The 16,301-nt window shown below is 42.1% G+C and carries 16 protein-coding genes; 7 read left to right on the forward strand and 9 right to left on the reverse strand.

The annotated features are described in order from the left end of the window. Nucleotides 1–2: 2 nt before the first annotated feature. The 4 genes from KW060_RS10465 to KW060_RS10480 are packed head-to-tail and all read right to left on the reverse strand — an operon-like array spanning nucleotide 3 to nucleotide 5,238. Complete coding sequence (locus KW060_RS10465; protein ID WP_249034773.1) at nucleotides 3–863, reverse strand: hydroxymethylglutaryl-CoA lyase; 861 nt, start codon at nucleotides 861–863, stop codon at nucleotides 3–5. Beyond that, a complete protein-coding gene (locus KW060_RS10470; protein WP_249034774.1) occupies nucleotides 864–2,846 on the reverse strand; it encodes an acetyl/propionyl/methylcrotonyl-CoA carboxylase subunit alpha in 1,983 nt (660 codons plus the stop codon). After that, a complete protein-coding gene (locus KW060_RS10475; protein WP_249034775.1) occupies nucleotides 2,839–3,627 on the reverse strand; it encodes an enoyl-CoA hydratase/isomerase family protein in 789 nt (262 codons plus the stop codon). Before KW060_RS10475 ends, KW060_RS10470 begins: the two co-directional genes overlap by 8 nt. A gap of 3 nt (nucleotides 3,628–3,630) precedes the next feature. After that, nucleotides 3,631–5,238, reverse strand: coding sequence for a carboxyl transferase domain-containing protein (locus KW060_RS10480; RefSeq protein ID WP_249034776.1), 1,608 nt, complete (start codon nucleotides 5,236–5,238; stop codon nucleotides 3,631–3,633). 188 nt (nucleotides 5,239–5,426) lie between these two features. On the opposite strand from KW060_RS10480, the gene KW060_RS10485 reads away from it, so the two are divergent. Continuing rightward, nucleotides 5,427–6,356, forward strand: a complete 930-nt coding sequence (locus tag KW060_RS10485) for a hypothetical protein (protein ID WP_249034777.1) — start codon at nucleotides 5,427–5,429, stop codon at nucleotides 6,354–6,356. Nucleotides 6,357–6,379: 23 nt separating this feature from the next. Here KW060_RS10485 and KW060_RS10490 read toward each other — a convergent pair whose 3' ends face one another. Next, nucleotides 6,380–7,648, reverse strand: a complete 1,269-nt coding sequence (locus tag KW060_RS10490; RefSeq protein ID WP_249034778.1) for a serine hydrolase domain-containing protein — start codon at nucleotides 7,646–7,648, stop codon at nucleotides 6,380–6,382. Between the two features lie 47 nt (nucleotides 7,649–7,695). Further along, nucleotides 7,696–8,061, reverse strand: a complete 366-nt coding sequence (locus KW060_RS10495; protein WP_249034779.1) for a hypothetical protein — start codon at nucleotides 8,059–8,061, stop codon at nucleotides 7,696–7,698. A 114-nt stretch (nucleotides 8,062–8,175) separates the two neighbouring features. Here KW060_RS10495 and KW060_RS10500 point away from each other — a divergent pair, with 114 nt between their 5' ends. Together KW060_RS10500 and KW060_RS10505 are read left to right on the forward strand one after the other, a co-directional pair. Beyond that, complete coding sequence (locus KW060_RS10500; RefSeq protein ID WP_249034780.1) at nucleotides 8,176–9,063, forward strand: LysR family transcriptional regulator; 888 nt, start codon at nucleotides 8,176–8,178, stop codon at nucleotides 9,061–9,063. A 6-nt stretch (nucleotides 9,064–9,069) separates the two neighbouring features. Then, nucleotides 9,070–9,945, forward strand: a complete 876-nt coding sequence (locus KW060_RS10505; RefSeq protein ID WP_249034781.1) for an AEC family transporter — start codon at nucleotides 9,070–9,072, stop codon at nucleotides 9,943–9,945. On the opposite strand, the gene KW060_RS10510 is transcribed toward KW060_RS10505, so the two are convergent. Beyond that, nucleotides 9,942–10,208: a BolA family protein gene (locus tag KW060_RS10510; protein WP_249034782.1), complete on the reverse strand. Its 267-nt coding sequence runs from the start codon at nucleotides 10,206–10,208 to the stop codon at nucleotides 9,942–9,944. The two genes, KW060_RS10505 and KW060_RS10510, sit on opposite strands and share 4 nt — an antisense overlap. An 83-nt stretch (nucleotides 10,209–10,291) precedes the next feature. On the opposite strand from KW060_RS10510, the gene KW060_RS10515 reads away from it, so the two are divergent. From KW060_RS10515 to cobT, 3 genes are read left to right on the forward strand one after another with little or no spacing between them, the layout of a single operon-like run. Then, complete coding sequence (locus KW060_RS10515) at nucleotides 10,292–10,786, forward strand: J domain-containing protein (RefSeq protein ID WP_249034783.1); 495 nt, start codon at nucleotides 10,292–10,294, stop codon at nucleotides 10,784–10,786. 21 nt (nucleotides 10,787–10,807) lie between these two features. Then, complete coding sequence (gene cobS / locus KW060_RS10520) at nucleotides 10,808–11,797, forward strand: cobaltochelatase subunit CobS (RefSeq protein ID WP_249034784.1); 990 nt, start codon at nucleotides 10,808–10,810, stop codon at nucleotides 11,795–11,797. A 10-nt stretch (nucleotides 11,798–11,807) separates the two neighbouring features. Beyond that, complete coding sequence (gene cobT / locus KW060_RS10525; RefSeq protein ID WP_249034785.1) at nucleotides 11,808–13,646, forward strand: cobaltochelatase subunit CobT; 1,839 nt, start codon at nucleotides 11,808–11,810, stop codon at nucleotides 13,644–13,646. Between the two features lie 3 nt (nucleotides 13,647–13,649). On the opposite strand, the gene KW060_RS10530 is transcribed toward cobT, so the two are convergent. Continuing rightward, a complete protein-coding gene (locus KW060_RS10530) occupies nucleotides 13,650–14,516 on the reverse strand; it encodes a cupin domain-containing protein (protein ID WP_249034786.1) in 867 nt (288 codons plus the stop codon). Nucleotides 14,517–14,584: 68 nt separating this feature from the next. Between KW060_RS10530 and KW060_RS10535 the strand changes: the two genes are divergently transcribed. Continuing rightward, nucleotides 14,585–14,836 (forward strand): GIY-YIG nuclease family protein, encoded by a 252-nt coding sequence (locus KW060_RS10535; protein WP_249034787.1) that lies wholly within the window; start codon nucleotides 14,585–14,587, stop codon nucleotides 14,834–14,836. Here the strand turns inward: KW060_RS10535 and KW060_RS10540 are convergent. Next, a complete protein-coding gene (locus KW060_RS10540) occupies nucleotides 14,817–16,133 on the reverse strand; it encodes a sulfatase family protein (RefSeq protein WP_249034788.1) in 1,317 nt (438 codons plus the stop codon). The two genes, KW060_RS10535 and KW060_RS10540, sit on opposite strands and share 20 nt — an antisense overlap. Nucleotides 16,134–16,301: the final 168 nt, after the last annotated feature.

Raw genomic sequence — 16,301 nt, forward strand, 5'->3', positions numbered from 1 at the left:
CGTTAATCAGATAAACTGTTCATAGTTAATGAAATAAATTCAACAACTTCGTGAAGAGCAGCGAGTTCAACACCCGTTGAAAATCCATTTTCATGAATTAAATGCACTGCCGCTTCTGTTGAAACATTTCCGCTTGCCCCTTCTGCGTATGGACAACCACCAAGCCCAGCGACCGAACTATCAAAAGTGCGAATTCCAAGATCCAACCCCATTTGCATATTTTCAAGCGCGCGGTCATAAGTGTCATGCAAATGAAGCGCTAAATTACCAATGGAAATAGTTTGCGTTACGGTCTCAATTAATTTTTGAATATCCTGTGGGTGGGCTTTACCGATTGTGTCACCAAGCGATAATTCATAGCATCCCATCTCAAGCAATTTTTCGCCGACCATTTTTACCATTGCAGGGTCGATGGCTCCTTCATAAGGACAGTGCGTCACACACGAAACATAGCCACGTACCTTTAATCCGTTTTCTTTGGCAAGTTTCATAACCGGATCAAACCTTGTAAGGCTTTCTTCAATGCTGCAATTTATGTTCTTTTGGCTAAAGCTTTCCGATGCGGCCGCAAATACCGCGACCTCGGATACATTTGCCTCAAGTGCTGCATGCATTCCCCTTTCGTTTGGGGTTAATGCGCTATACGTTACATTATCTTTTCTGTCAATTGCTGACATCACATCCATAGCATCGGCCATTTGCGGCACCCATTTTGGCGACACAAAACTGGTGCATTCAATTTTATTAATTCCCGCATCAACAAGCCTGTTGATCAAATCAACCTTGATATCTGTCGGCACGAATTGCTTTTCGTTCTGAAGACCGTCTCTTGGCCCAACTTCAAATATTGTTACGTCCGTCATTTAACCGCTTTCCGCAATTCTTAAAAGCACATGACCATCAGCAACCTGCATGTTTTCTTGCAAGGAATTAAATTCAAGAATACCTGTTTTTGGTGCCTTAATGGTGTGTTCCATTTTCATGGCCTCTAGTATCAGGATCGGATCACCTTCCTGAACTTCTGCGCCATTTTCGGCAATCATTTTAGCAACCTTGCCCGGCATTGGCGTTACAATGGTACCGTCCGCTTTTTCATCATCACGGCCATCCACACCCGGCACATAATGATGCAGGTATGACACGCTTCCGTCAGAAAAGACTGTAAAATCGCGGTCTTCTGTAATGACTTTGCCTGATATTTTTTCACCATTAAGCGATATCAAATAATCATCACCATCCCGGTCTAACAACTTAACCTGATACCTTTTACCCGCCACTTCCATTTCATAACCATCACGAAGGTAAGTGACCAGAATGTCATATGAACTATCATTTTCCAGATAAGTAATATTGGTTTTCAAATGGCTATTAAGCTGCCAACCATCTGACCAATCCCAAACATCCGCGCCCTTTGCATGTGGGGCAAGTTCAGCAAGCGCGGCAAGAACAAGTGTTGATGGTGATACATGTTCATCACCCGGGGTTAAATGAACAATATATTTATCAATAAACCCTGTATCAAAATCCGCTACATTAAATGCCTTGCGGTTAAAGATATTATATAAAAACTCAAGGTTCGTTTTAACACCGGCAATGGCCGTATTTTTAAGAACCCGGCGCATATGGCGAATGGCTTCGCTGCGGCTCTCGCCCCATACGATTAATTTGGCGATCATCGGGTCATAATAAATACTGACCTCATCCCCTTCTTCGATGCCGGTATCGACCCTGAAACTACCATTAACCGCAGGATAAGAAAAATGGTGCAACTTACCTGTTTGTGGTAAAAATCCTTTTGATGGGTCTTCCGCATAAAGCCTTACTTCGAAAGCATGTCCTTTTAACGGAATATCATTCTGCGTTAACGGCAACCTTTCGCCCGCCGCAACACGCAACTGCCATTCCACAAGGTCAAGCCCCGTGATCAATTCCGTAACCGGGTGTTCTACCTGAAGCCTTGTATTCATTTCCATGAAATAAAATGGCGCATCCTTAAGGCCATGTTCAACATCAACGATAAATTCAATGGTTCCTGCACCACGGTATTTAATGGCCTTTGCCGCACGGATTGCCGTTTCACCAATTTCGAAACGCATATCCTCGCTTAAATCAGGTGCTGGTGCCTCTTCCACGACCTTTTGATGGCGACGCTGTAATGAACAGTCGCGTTCATGCAAATAAACCGCATTACCGACCATATCGGCGAATACCTGCACTTCGATATGGCGGGCTTTTCGGATATATTTTTCAAGCAGCACGCGGTCATTGCCAAATGATGACATGGCCTCGCTTTTTGCGGATGATAACTGGCTTAAAAATTCATCAAGATTTTCAACAAGGCGCATGCCTTTACCACCACCACCAGCAACGGCCTTAATCAATAATGGAAAACCGATTTTTTCGGCTTCAGATTTTAAAAGCTCTTCCGATTGATCTTCACCATCATAACCCGGCACCACTGGAACACCTGCATTGATCATTTCAATCTTTGCCTGATCTTTTAATCCCATTAACAAAATAGATTCAGCGCTTGGCCCGATAAATCTTAATTCAGCCTTTTCACATTCCCTTGCGAAATCCGCATTTTCAGAAAGAAACCCGTATCCCGGATGGATGGCCTCCGCCCCGCTTTTAAGGGCGATGGATATGATTTTATCACCTCGAAGATAGCTTTCCGACGCTTCGGCTGGTCCAATTTCATATGCCTCATCAGCCATTCTTACGTGTCTTGAATTGGCGTCAGCCTCTGAAAAAACAGCAACTGTTTTAATACCGCGACGACGGGCCGTTTCAATAATCCGACAAGCAATCTCACCGCGATTGGCAATTAGAATTTTTTCAAACATTATTTTTCCAGTCCGGTTTTCTTTTATCGAAAAATGCGGTTAACCCTTCTCTTGCCTCTGATGAAACGCGCGTTTTGGCAATCTGTTCGGCTGTATTCTCACGAAGGCCATCTGTGATTTCCCGCCCGCCAATTTGGCTAACCAGATCTTTCGCGGATCTCATCGCCATTGGCGCATTATTTTTGATGTTATAGAAAAGTGTTTCCAGAAAACCATCAAGCGCATCTTCCGATGTTGTGATTTCATGAACCAGGCCAATTTCTTTTGCTTTTTCAACACCGAAATTTTCGGCTGTTTGGAAATACCGTTTTGCCTGTCTTTCACCGATGGCCTTAATCACAAATGGTGAAATGGTTGCGGGGACCAATCCCAATTTTACTTCGGAAAATGAAAAACGACTACTTTCATCGGCAACAACGATATCAGAACAACTAATAAGCCCAAGCGCACCGCCCATATTAGCACCCTTGGTACAGGTAACCGTTAATTGCGGTAAATGATAAAGCGCGTTAAGCATGTCGCTTAACCGGTTTGCGTCATCCAGATTTTCACCATAACTGTAATCCGCTGCCTTCTTCATCCAGTTAAGGTCAGCGCCCGCGGAAAAGCTAACGCCATTACCGGAAAGCACCACCACTTTGCAATCATCGTCATTTTGTAATTTTTTGAAGGCGTCATAAAGATCACTGATCATTTCATCATTAAATGCATTGTGAACTTCCGGACGGTTTAAAGTAATACGCGCAATACCATTTTCGTTTTTATCAAATAAAATTGTCATAATTTACATCCTGAAAGTACCAAATTTTGTTTCGTTTATCGGGGCATTAAGGCTTGCAGATAATGAAAGACCAAGAACACGTCTTGTATCCGCAGGATCAATCACACCATCATCCCAAAGTCTTGCTGATGAATAATATGGGTGACCTTGTTTTTCATATTGATCAATGATCGGCTTTTTAAAATCGGCCTCTTCGCTATCCGACCAATTTTTGCCCGCGCGCTCCATACCATCTCGTTTCACTGTGGAAAGAACCCCGGCCGCTTGTTCACCGCCCATCACTGAAATACGGGCATTGGGCCACATCCATAAGAAACGCGGATCATATGCCCTGCCGCACATGCCATAATTACCCGCCCCAAATGAGCCACCGATGATCACTGTGAATTTCGGCACTTCAGCGCACGATACGGCGGTTACCATTTTGGCGCCATCCTTGGCGATGCCGCCCGTTTCATATTTTTCACCAACCATAAACCCAGTGATGTTTTGCAAGAAAACAAGCGGGATTTTACGTGATGAGCATAGCTCAACAAAATGGGCACCTTTAAGTGCAGCTTCGGAAAAAAGAACACCATTATTCGCCACAATACCAACCGGCATGCCGTAAATGTGGGCAAAACCACAAACAAGGGTCGGGCCATAGCGTTTTTTAAATTCATCAAATTCACTGCCATCAACGACCCGAGCGATTACCTCTCTCACGTCATATGGGATTTTAAGTTCCGACGGCACCACACCATAAATTTCATCAGGGTGATACAGCGGTTCTTGTGGTTCACGCATCACAAGATCATGTGATTTCTGACGGTTCAGATTTGATACGATGGACCGCGTTAATTCAAGCGCGTGATTATCATCATCGGCCAAATGATCCGCAACGCCGGAAACGCGCGTATGGATATCACCGCCGCCTAAATCTTCTGCGCTCACGACTTCGCCTGTTGCCGCTTTCACCAATGGCGGTCCGGCAAGGAAAATGGTACCTTGCTCTTTTACAATCACATTTTCATCGCTCATCGCTGGAACATAGGCCCCACCCGCCGTGCATGATCCCATCACGACAGCAATTTGCGGGATATTCTGTGACGACAATCTTGCCTGATTATAAAAAATGCGTCCGAAATGGTCACGGTCAGGAAAAACTTCATCTTGGTTAGGAAGGTTCGCGCCGCCGCTATCCACCAAATAAATACACGGTAGATTATTTTTCGCCGCGATTTCCTGCGCCCGCAAATGCTTTTTCACCGTTAATGGGAAATAAGTCCCGCCCTTAACGGTGGCGTCATTACAAACAATCACACATTCAAGACCAGCGACACGGCCAATACCAGTGATAATCCCGGCGGCTGGCACATCACTATCATAAACATCATAAGCAGCAAATTGAGAAAACTCGAGAAACGCACTACCCTTATCAAGCAGACGTCTGATCCGGTCACGTGGAAGCAATTTTCCACGAGATACATGGCGTTCACGATATTTTTCCGCACCACCATTTTCAATCATAGCGATTTTTTCTTTAAGATCGCTGATTAATGTGTCCATGACTGATTTATTAGTTTGAAACTCTTCACTATGAACGTCAATATTACTTTTGATGGTTGCCACTTTTCTTCGCCCTTGATTGTTTAGGCTTAAAGAATAGCAAAAATTCGTACATAGATAAAATTAATAAAATTTATATTATTTATAGAAAATTTCTATGTTAGTATTTTCAAAACAATCGGGTTTTCAAAAGTAAGCAGTTATTGTATTGTATATTTTATACAAGACTTAAATCAGGGGAACTTCTGGTCATGAAAAAAACATCTAAATCCAAATTTTTAACAAGCACAGTTGCTTTATCTGCCATCCTTTTGGGAATGACAGTTAACATATCAGCGCAAGAACCGGCATGGAAAAACCTGCCGCCATCAAAACAGCATAGCCCGGGTCATGTTGAAATTCCGGCAAAGTTACAAACGCCATCCCGTGATATCAACATGGTGATTATTGTTAAATCAGAAACCTATAATCAAAAGCATAACGGTGAAATGGTATATGGTGGCTATCACCGTTATGGTGAAATTTTCTCACTTCCGATCAGCAACCTTGAAAGCGCGACTTTCAAACGGGTTGGCGACGAAAGACCGGCTGATGAACAATTTACAATGTACCCCGATTACCGTTCAAATTTCTTTCATGGTGGACGTTATGCCGATTTTGATGAAATGGAACAAAAAGAACCCGGCGAAGAATATCAATTTGATATCAAACACTCTGATGGCAGGACAACAAGTCAAATGGTTCCGATCCCGTCAGGTGAACGCCCCGGCCCTGTAAAGTTATCTATTTATCAGGAAGATAAAGAAATCGGTTACACTGATATCGATTATACAAAAGACCTTATTGTCCGTTGGGACGGTTTTAACGGTGAAAAAGACCCCAATGGCATTATGGATGATTATGTGACCATTCAGCTTGATAAATGTCATGACAATGGAAAGCGCATTTACACATCCGGCGTTGCCACGTTAAATGCAACATACCTCACGTTTGAAGCTGGTGAGGCCGTTATCCCAGCCGAAACAATGGAAAAAGGATATTGGTATAAAATGTCCGGCAAGTTCGCGAATGTTACGCATACATCACTGATTGACAATGCACCAGCCGTCGCATCATGGATGAGCTACATTAACCTTGAGGTCGCAACAAATGGTGCCGCAAGCATGAGCACTTGCGAATAAACCAAACGATTTAAAAGAAATATTTATCTGGTTGCCGGAATATTTTTCGGCTTATCGCGCGGAACACTCGTACGTGACCAACCAGGTGAATTTTTTGACTTTACTGGCGCAGCCTTTGCAATTTGCCTTGGCTGTGCTTTTGGCTTTGCCTTTGCTTTTGCTTCGGGTTTATAGACCTCTTGCCAAAACTCAGCATTTAAATCACTGCCCATACGTGTTTCCGCATTCAGCAGGATCACAAGCGCAAGATCTTTTTCCTTGGAATATGCGATTTCCGAACGAAAACCGGCAACCGAACCACCATGATAAACAAGGTCCGTTTCTTCTGCCCCGCCCTTAAGGTCATATAAACGCCAGCCATAACCATAATGCGCGTTTTTAAGTGCTGAACGCCAGTTGCGTTTACGCATTTCTTTACGGGTACGAACGCGTTTCGTTGTCACTGTATCAATCACACCTTGGGAATAGCTTTCCGGATAATAGCCCATTTGTGCCTTAACCCATTTAGTCATATCAGCGATACTGGCATTTACACCCGCCGCAGGCAGGATGTTATAATAACTTGGTTTAACCTTTGTTTTAACCCAGCCTTTACGTGTTAGTAAATGTGGCTCTGCACGGTTATCCGTTTCAAGGAACGATTCATATCCAAGTGATGAATGTTCCATTTCAAGCGGATCAAAAATCTTACGATGCATGTTATCTGTGTAACTTGCGTTGGTGGATTGCTCGATCACAGGTTCAATCAAACTATAAAGTACATTTTGATAACCGTAGCATTGGCCAAGCTTACACATTGGATCAATTTCGCTGAATTTATCAATGATACGCGGCATATCATAATTTGCCTCAATCAAATTATCATAGGCATTATGAACAAGGCTCGAGCTTTGCGAAAGTATGTGATTAACCGTTAAGTTATCTGAATAACTTTTGGTTTTAAAACGAAATTCCGGGACATAGTCAACAATTTTATCATCCCAGCTAAATTCATTATCTTCGACCAGCTGCGCGGTTAGCCCCGCGGCAAATGTTTTTGAAACACTGGCAAGGCGGAAAACAGTATCAGGCGTTACTTTTTTATTACTACCAAGTGCGCGAACACCATGCCCTTCCATGGCGATAATTTCACCATTATGAATAATGGCATACGCACCGCCAGGCACTTTGTTTTCTTTAAGCTTGGCTTTAAAATCTTTTTTGAAATTGGTGACAACATCACTAACCGATGCAGCATGCGACGCTGAAACCACCGAAAATAAAATCAAAGTAATAAATTTTAATAGTCGCATTTAAAATCCGTAAATTGCAATATTACAAACAAACTAGCAAAAAATAGTTAATCTTTAAATAAACTATGAATTTTTTGGTAACTGTATAATAAGTAAGTAAAAAATGGAACCAAAACTGCCACTAAAACTGGACCATATGAAACTTTCGCCAATGAAGGTGAATTAAAAATGGCTAGGAAAGCACAAAAATCACCAAGGCAGAATATCCAGAACAAAATAATTTTTGCCCATTTTTTCCCCTTAGTGCTGTAATACACTAAATTCCCAAAAAACACACCTATCATAAGTATTTGAGTAGGAATAATAAAATGCGGAGGAGTTGAAAAAGCGCTATTATAAACCGTACCTGCTAAAGCAATTAAAATCACTATGCATGCAAAAAACTCAAGCGATTTTTCCTTAATTTTATCCATCATTTGCTCCCTATATTTTATTTTTGCGGTAGCTTAAACCAAAAGAATGAATTTTACAAACCCCTTTATCATAGATATTATCTATTAATTACAAAACTTTAAAAGATATATTTTATGATTGAAAATTATCAACTTCGTTATTTTTTGGCCGTTGTCGAAACCGGAAGTTTCACAAAAGCCGCCAAAAGAGTATTTGTCACCCAACCCACATTATCTGCCGGCATTAAAAAACTTGAAGAGGATCTTGGGAAAAAATTATTCAACCGAACATCCAAACGTGTTTTCTTAACCGAAAGTGGGACGCGGTTCGTTCCGCACGCAAAATCCATCCTTTATCAATTAAATTTGGCTGAAGCCGATATCAAATCCACCGGCCATTCGAACGTCTTAAAACTTGGTATTTTATCGACTATTCCAATCAATATCGTCAGCACTATTCTTTCTGCATTTGAACGCGAAGACGGCAAAGTCGTCATCGAACTGTTTGAAGGGACAGAACAGGAAATTCAAAACCGCCTTGAAGAAGGGCAAATTGATATTGCCATGACAATTTTAAGACCAACGCAAAATCAGGAAAAAATCCCGCTTTATAAAGAGGGATACTCAATAGCCCTTCCCAAACATCACCCGCTTGCAAAGCAAGAAACCATCCACCCAGAGGACTTCGCAGGTGAACCGACAATCGTCAGATCAAGATGCGAAATATTAAGTGAAACAAGTCGTTTTTTCACAGATAACAACGTAAGACCCCGCCTTGTTTATAATACCACACAGGATGAACGGGCCATTGCCATGGTCGCTGCTGGTGTGGGATTTACCACAATGCCGGATCATTATGAACATGATGGCGTTCGCCGCGTCAAAATGATTGGTTATGATTTCAAGCGGGAAATTGGATTTGTAAAAACATCCTATAACTTAAGTGATGAAAGTGAAGCGCTCTTGAAACAATTCACCGATTTTACTAAAACGCATTTACCCGAAATTACTTACGAAAGCTGATCATATATGTTTGCTGAACTTTTTAATGTTGTTTCACCAGTACTGCTTATTTCATTGATCGGTTTTATCTGGGTAAAAAAGGAATATGAATTTCCAACCGATTTCATCACCCGCATTAATATGAATTTAGGTGCGCCGTGTCTTGTCTTTATCGGACTGCTTGGTCTGCGTGATGATATTTCCGCGATGACAACATTTATGTTTGCTTCACTGGTGGCGATTGTGATCTTGCTTGTTGCATCCGCAATTTTTGTTTATATGGCCGGGCTTCCGAAACGGGGATACATCATTGCCCTTTCGTCATCAAATTGTGGCAACATGGGTATTCCTTTATGTCTGTTTGCCTTTGGCAATATCGGCATGTCATATGCTATTGCCTTTTATGTGGTCGGTTCCATTTTCCAATATACAGTGTCTCTGCTGATATCTCATGGGAATATGAAAATCCATGAACTATTAAGGCTTTCAATATTATGGGGTATTGTCGCAGCTGCCTATTTCATCATGACGGGAACTGAACCACCCATTTGGCTTATGAATACAACAGAACTGCTAGCCGGAATTATGATCCCGCTGATGCTTCTTGCGCTTGGAGCATCACTTGCGCGACTTCAAATCATTAAACTTGGCAAAATTGCAACAATCGGCGCCATAAAAATGGCCGTCGGAATTGGTATCGGTATCGTGGTTGCGAACTGGTTCGGATATACTGGTGTGGACAGGAACGTTTTGATCTTACAAATGTCAATGCCGGTCGCGGTATTCAGTTATTTGCTCGCCGCCCGCTACAACAGAAACCCAGACGAGGTCGCGAGCCTGATCTTCACAACCACGCTCATGAGTTTCGCACTTGTTCCGTTAATGCTGCTGTTTTTGTTTTAATCTTCTGTGCCTTTTACATCCAACGATAATGCATGGATGGGGCCAGCGAGTTCATCAGCAAGTACTTTATAAATCATACGTTGACGATTAACGCGTGACTGGCCGTTTAGGGCACTTGCCGTCATGTTGATATGGAAATGGGTTTCACCTTCCGGTCTGGCACCGGCATGACCAGCATGTTTATGGGATTCATCGATGACTTCTAATTGCTCAGGTTTGATCTGATCATTGATTTTTGCCTCAATGGTTTCCTTTACTGACATATCTAACCCTTTCTTTTATCTTTAAAATATGCTTATTAATGCTATAGTCAATCATCAATGAAATAACAACATCAAAGCAACATATGCAACAGAAAGCACATATACGCGACTGCGAATGGCATCGATGTCCGAAAGAAGGCCGCTATAGAATACAGGCCTCTTCAGATATGAATGACATTCACTGGTTCTGTGCGCTTCATGCACGAACCTTTGATTTAAGTGTTGTTTCATCTGGTCCTTTCTTTGGCTCAGCGGGCCCAAACTGGACGCAAGAACAAAAAGCAAAAAGCAAAACTTATCAGAATTATTCCAAGCCGTACCCGGACATAAATAAATCCGTTCGTATGAAGCATGCCACTGGTGAAAAGCTGATTGAATACACCCGCGAAGATATCGCAAATCTAAAAGTTTTGGGCCTTGATACAGGTGCAAATCTGGATGAAATAAAAAAAGCATATAAAACACTTGTAAAACATTGCCATCCAGACCAAAATCCCGATCTTGAACATGGTACATATATATTTACCAAAGTGACAGAGGCCTATAACGCCTTGAAAGAAAAAGATTTTAACAAATAAAATTCAAGTGGATCTTATAAAATGACTACGACAAAGGGTGCAGAATCCGGCACACCAGATATGAAGCTGAATGTTAGACAAGTTTTCGGCATTGATTCTGATATGGAAGTCACTGCTTTTGCAGAGCCAAATGAACATGTTCCGGAAATTGATAAAAACTACCTTTTTGATCATGATACAACGCTCGCTATTCTTGCTGGTTTTCAACATAACCGCCGCGTGATGGTACAAGGTTATCATGGTACCGGTAAATCCACACACATTGAACAGGTTGCAGCACGTCTTAACTGGCCTTGTTTGCGTATTAACCTCGACAGTCACGTCAGCCGTATTGATCTTATTGGTAAGGATGCCATTACCCTTAAAGACGGGGTACAAGTCACAGAATTTAAAGAAGGTATTCTGCCGTGGGCCTTACAAAATCCAACCGCACTTGTATTCGATGAATATGATGCGGGTCGTCCAGATGTGATGTTTGTAATCCAGCGCGTGCTTGAAGTCGCAGGTAAGCTTACACTGCTTGACCAGAATAAAGTGATCCGCCCACATGAGGCATTCAGATTATTCGCCACAACCAATACAATTGGTCTTGGTGATACATCCGGTCTTTATCACGGCACACAACAAATCAACCAAGGGCAAATGGACCGCTGGAGCATTGTAACAACGCTTAATTACTTGCCGCATGAACATGAAGAAAACATCATCGCGGCGAAAATGCCGATGATGCAAAATGAAGAAGACATCAAAATCATCAAACAAATGGTTCAGGTTGCTGATCTTAGCCGTAAGGGCTTTATCAATGGTGACATTTCAACCGTGATGTCCCCGCGTACCGTACTAACGTGGGCAGAGAATTTCGAAATCTTTAAAGATCTAGGATTTTCTTTCCGTCTGTCGTTCCTGAATAAATGTGATGAACTGGAACGTCCGGTTATTGCAGAATATTATCAGCGTTGTTTCGGTGAGGAATTAAAAGGCGGCAGTATAATTTCAACTTCTGCCGAATAAGGAAGTTACATTGAGCAAAGGCAATCTTCAAAAATTAGAAGATTTTAAACGCGCCGTATCCAGTACGGTGCGCGTACTTGCTGGTGATCCGGAAGTAGAGGTTAGCTTTGGCACGGCCCCTTCCCCAAAACCAGGGCAATTACGCTTGCCAATGGTATATTCCGATATGTCGGCTGCAGAAATCGCCGAACTTCGCGGTCAAGGGGATAGCTTTTCCCTGAACAAACGTTTTCACGATAATTCACTTCATTACAAATATATGCCCAAGGGTGATATTGCCGTTGATGTATATAATTCTATCGAAGATGCGCGTGTCGAGGCCATCGGCAGCATGGAAATGAAGGGGGTCGCACAAAACCTAAAAGCGCACCTGGAAAATCATTATGAAAACCATGAAATGACCAAATGCGAAGGCGATAAGCAGGTCTTCCTTGGTGATGTGATGAAGTTACTAGTCCGTGAACGTCTTACCCATGAATTGCCGCCGGAAAACACCCGCAAAGCCGTTAATGACTTAAGATACGAAATCGAAGAAAAAGCAGGCGAGCATTTGGATGAATTAATCGCCAACATCCATGATCAAGACCAGTTTTCTATCCTGAGCCGCAAGATCATTGCCGATCTTGATCTTGCCCGTGATTATAACGACACACAAGAACAAGAAGATCAAACCAACGACGACATGGATGATCAAGCCGACAGCAATCAACAAGTCGAAGAAGAGATCGAAAACGAACAGGAAAGCGACGAAGACGGCATAGAAGAAAGCGGCGAACAATCAGAAGATGAATCTGACGACGGCGCAACCGGTGAAATGTCAACGGAAATGACCACCGAAGAACTGATGGAAATGCTAAAGCAAGCCCAATCAGAAGAAGCGTCGCCACCGCGCAATGATAATGACCCGTTCGGCTTTGCATCCGGTCCGGGTTATCAAGCCTATACCCGTGAATTTGATGAATGCATCGCCGCAGAAGAATTATGTGACCCTGATGAGCTGATCCAGCTACGTAAAAAACTGGATCAACAGCTTTATCATTTACAAGGTATGGTTTCGAAGCTAGCGAACAGATTACAACGTTTTCTAATGGCGAAACAAACCCGCGCATGGGAATTTGACTTGGAAGACGGCATTCTGGATACAGCGCGACTGACCCGCGTGGTGACCAACCCGACACATCCGTTATCATTTAAAATTGAACATGATAGTGATTTTAAAGACACGGTTGTGACCTTACTTGTGGATAATTCGGGGTCAATGCGTGGTAGACCGATTTCAATCGCGGCCATGTGTGGTGACATCCTCGCAAGAACACTGGAACGTTGCGGTGTAAGCGTTGAAATTCTTGGCTTCACCACCAAAGCGTGGAAAGGCGGAAAATCCCGCATCAAATGGACAGAGGACGGTAAACCGGATAACCCGGGACGCCTTAATGACCTGCGTCATATCATTTATAAATCTGCTGATACGCCACTACGCAGAAGCCGAAATAACCTTGGTCTTATGCTACGTGAAGGATTGCTTAAGGAAAATATTGATGGCGAAAGCTTATTATGGGCGCATAACAGATTAATAGGTAGACCAGAAGAACGCCGTATTCTCATGGTTATTTCCGATGGTGCACCTGTTGATGACAGCACGCTTTCATCAAACAATGCAAACTTCCTTGAAGAACATCTTCGTCATGTGATTGAGGTTATTGAAACCAAGTCACCGGTGAAACTACTGGCGATTGGTATTGGTCATGATGTGACGCGTTATTATAAAAACGCCATTACCATTATGGATGCGGAACAACTTGGCGGCGCGATTACTGATCAACTTGCGATGCTATTTGATGATAAGTGACGATCAATCACACTGATCATCAAAATATGATCTTAGCCATGCTTCAAAATGTTCAGAATTGATGGCGTCTCTCATCGAATTTCTGAAATTTTCCACTTCACCCACAGACATATCATCACCGGAGGATTGTTCATCAAGTTTTGCACCAGCATAGCGGCTGTTTAATTTTTCCTGTTCCTCGATAAAATGGCCAAATTCAACCATCATTTCTGATAAGGACGGCCCCAAAAACCCAACGGAATACGTCAAACTTTCCTGGGTGGTTTCGCCGGAATGTGGGAAATATGGCGGAATATATATAATATCCCCTGCTTCCACATCGAACACATCACCGTCAAATTCATGCTTTAGAATTTTTAAATCGATGTCTTCGATATATTCTCCCATCTGAATTGGATCATGGCCAATTTTCCATGACCGTTTTCCCTGTCCTTGAACCAAAAATACATGATAACTGTCAATATGCGGACCAACACCACCACCCGGCACCGAATAGCTAACCATCACATCATCAATCAGCCAAGAAGGTGAAAATGCAAACTCGCCCAACAATGATGCCGTGGGCGGGTGGTTTTTCTCAACATCTTGAACAAGTAAAGACCAGTTCATTTCTGGTAACGTCGAATATTTTTCTTCGTCAAATGGGCCATGTTCGCATGTCCAATCCTTCGGTGTGGCGCCTGACATGACGATCCGGGAACGTATGTCCTCTTCTAATGAAAGTCCCGCCAGCTCTTCAGCAGGGATCAGCTCTTGCAGCACTGTTTTATCTATCCCACCCTTGATAATAAAAGGGCTTTTATTCCAGTATTTCTGATAAAATTCTGATTTCTCAGGAATTTTTGAAAGTAACGGCACGGCTTTGGGCATTGATCACAGCTTTTATTTTATTTTCAATCATGTAAAGTGACCTATAACATTAAAATCAGGGAAATTAAATGTCCAAATGGGTTCTGTATATTTTGAAATGTAACGACGATACATTTTACACAGGCATCACAAATAACCTTGAAAAAAGAATATCCGATCATGAAAGTGGAATTGGCGCCAAGTACACGCGCGGGCGCGGCCCCTTTGAAATTGCTTACACAGAAAAACACGCTAATCGCAATGATGCATCAAAACGTGAATATGAAATTAAAAAATTAAACAGATCAGATAAAGAAACCCTTATAAAGCAGGGTCATTAATTTCCTTCATATGTTGATATAGTAAATCTTCCAAACGCTTTATTATCTGCGCACTTGAACCATCCGCGATTAAATTCTGTTCCTCATCCGGATCAGTAGCAAGGTTATAAAGTTCATCGACCAATTCTGATTTCGCATTTAAACCGAAACGCTTTATCAATTTATAATCACCAAGTCGCACCATACGCAATTTAGCATTACCAAAATTTTCCATGTTATATTCAGCAAACACGGCACGATCATCATCATTTTCTGATTTTATGAATGATGTTAAATCCTGCCCTACCAAGTTGTTAATGCCTGATAGATTTATATCAAGCATACTCAGAATTGTTGGATAAACATCCGTATTTGAAACAGAGGTATTTATCACAATATTTTCTTTAACCACGCCAGGCCACTTAATGATCATTGGTATTTTAATGGCTTCATCATAAAGGTTTGCAATATTTTCACTGCCGACAACTTCATCGCCAGCAATCACACCAACAGCCCCTCTACCAAAATAGCCGTGATGCCCGATTAACATACCATGATCACCCACATAAAAAATAATGGTCTTATCAGCAATTCCCAATCTTTCCACTTCGGCTACAACCTCGCCCACAGCCCTATCCAATGCATGTATTGCAGCATAGTTATTCCGGGTCATTTTTTTAAGCCATTCTGTATCAACCCCATCCCTTTCCGGCACAATCGGATCGATATGAGAGACAGCATCCAAATCCTGTTTTGGCACTTGATCCCATGGTCGTTGCGGCTCGCGGAATGATATATTTAGTGAAAATTGATTATCTTTATTATCATTCAAAAATTCTTTGGCATATTTGACGAATATATCTGAAGTGTGACCTTTGATCTCTTGTGTTACGCCATTTACATCAAGAATGGGGTTATATGGTGCCAGATCCTGTTCGTATCCGACAAAATAATCAAACCCTCGTTTCAACGGATGTCGTTCTGGTGCCGTTCCCAAATGCCATTTACCGATCATCCCCGTGACATAACCATTTTGTTTCAAAACTTGCGGGTAAATAAGCGCAGATGTATTAAGCCCACGGTCCTTATATTTTTCATTTAACATCAAAAAATCATGGACACCCACCTGACTGGGATACTGGCCACTAAGCAGTGCGGCACGGCTTGGTGAACAGACGGGCGCAGCGGCATATGCATTGGTAAAAAGAATGCCATCTTCTGCCAATTGATCAAAATTTGGTGTTAAGACCAGCTTATCCCCATAAGCCCCCATTGCACGCCTGGAATGATCATCAGGCACAATGACAATAACATTCATTTTTTCACTTGCATGAGCGAAATTGACAAATAGAGACAATGTAAAAAACATCAATATGTGCATAATATTTTTATTCTTCAATTATGTGATCCTTTTTATAAAGCCATGTTTTCATTATATAAAACATCCACATTTTTTTACAGAAAATAAAATTTATTGCCAAGATAG

Source organism: Pseudemcibacter aquimaris (assembly GCF_028869115.1).
In the GTDB taxonomy this organism is placed as follows: Bacteria; Pseudomonadota; Alphaproteobacteria; order Sphingomonadales; family Emcibacteraceae; genus Pseudemcibacter; species Pseudemcibacter aquimaris.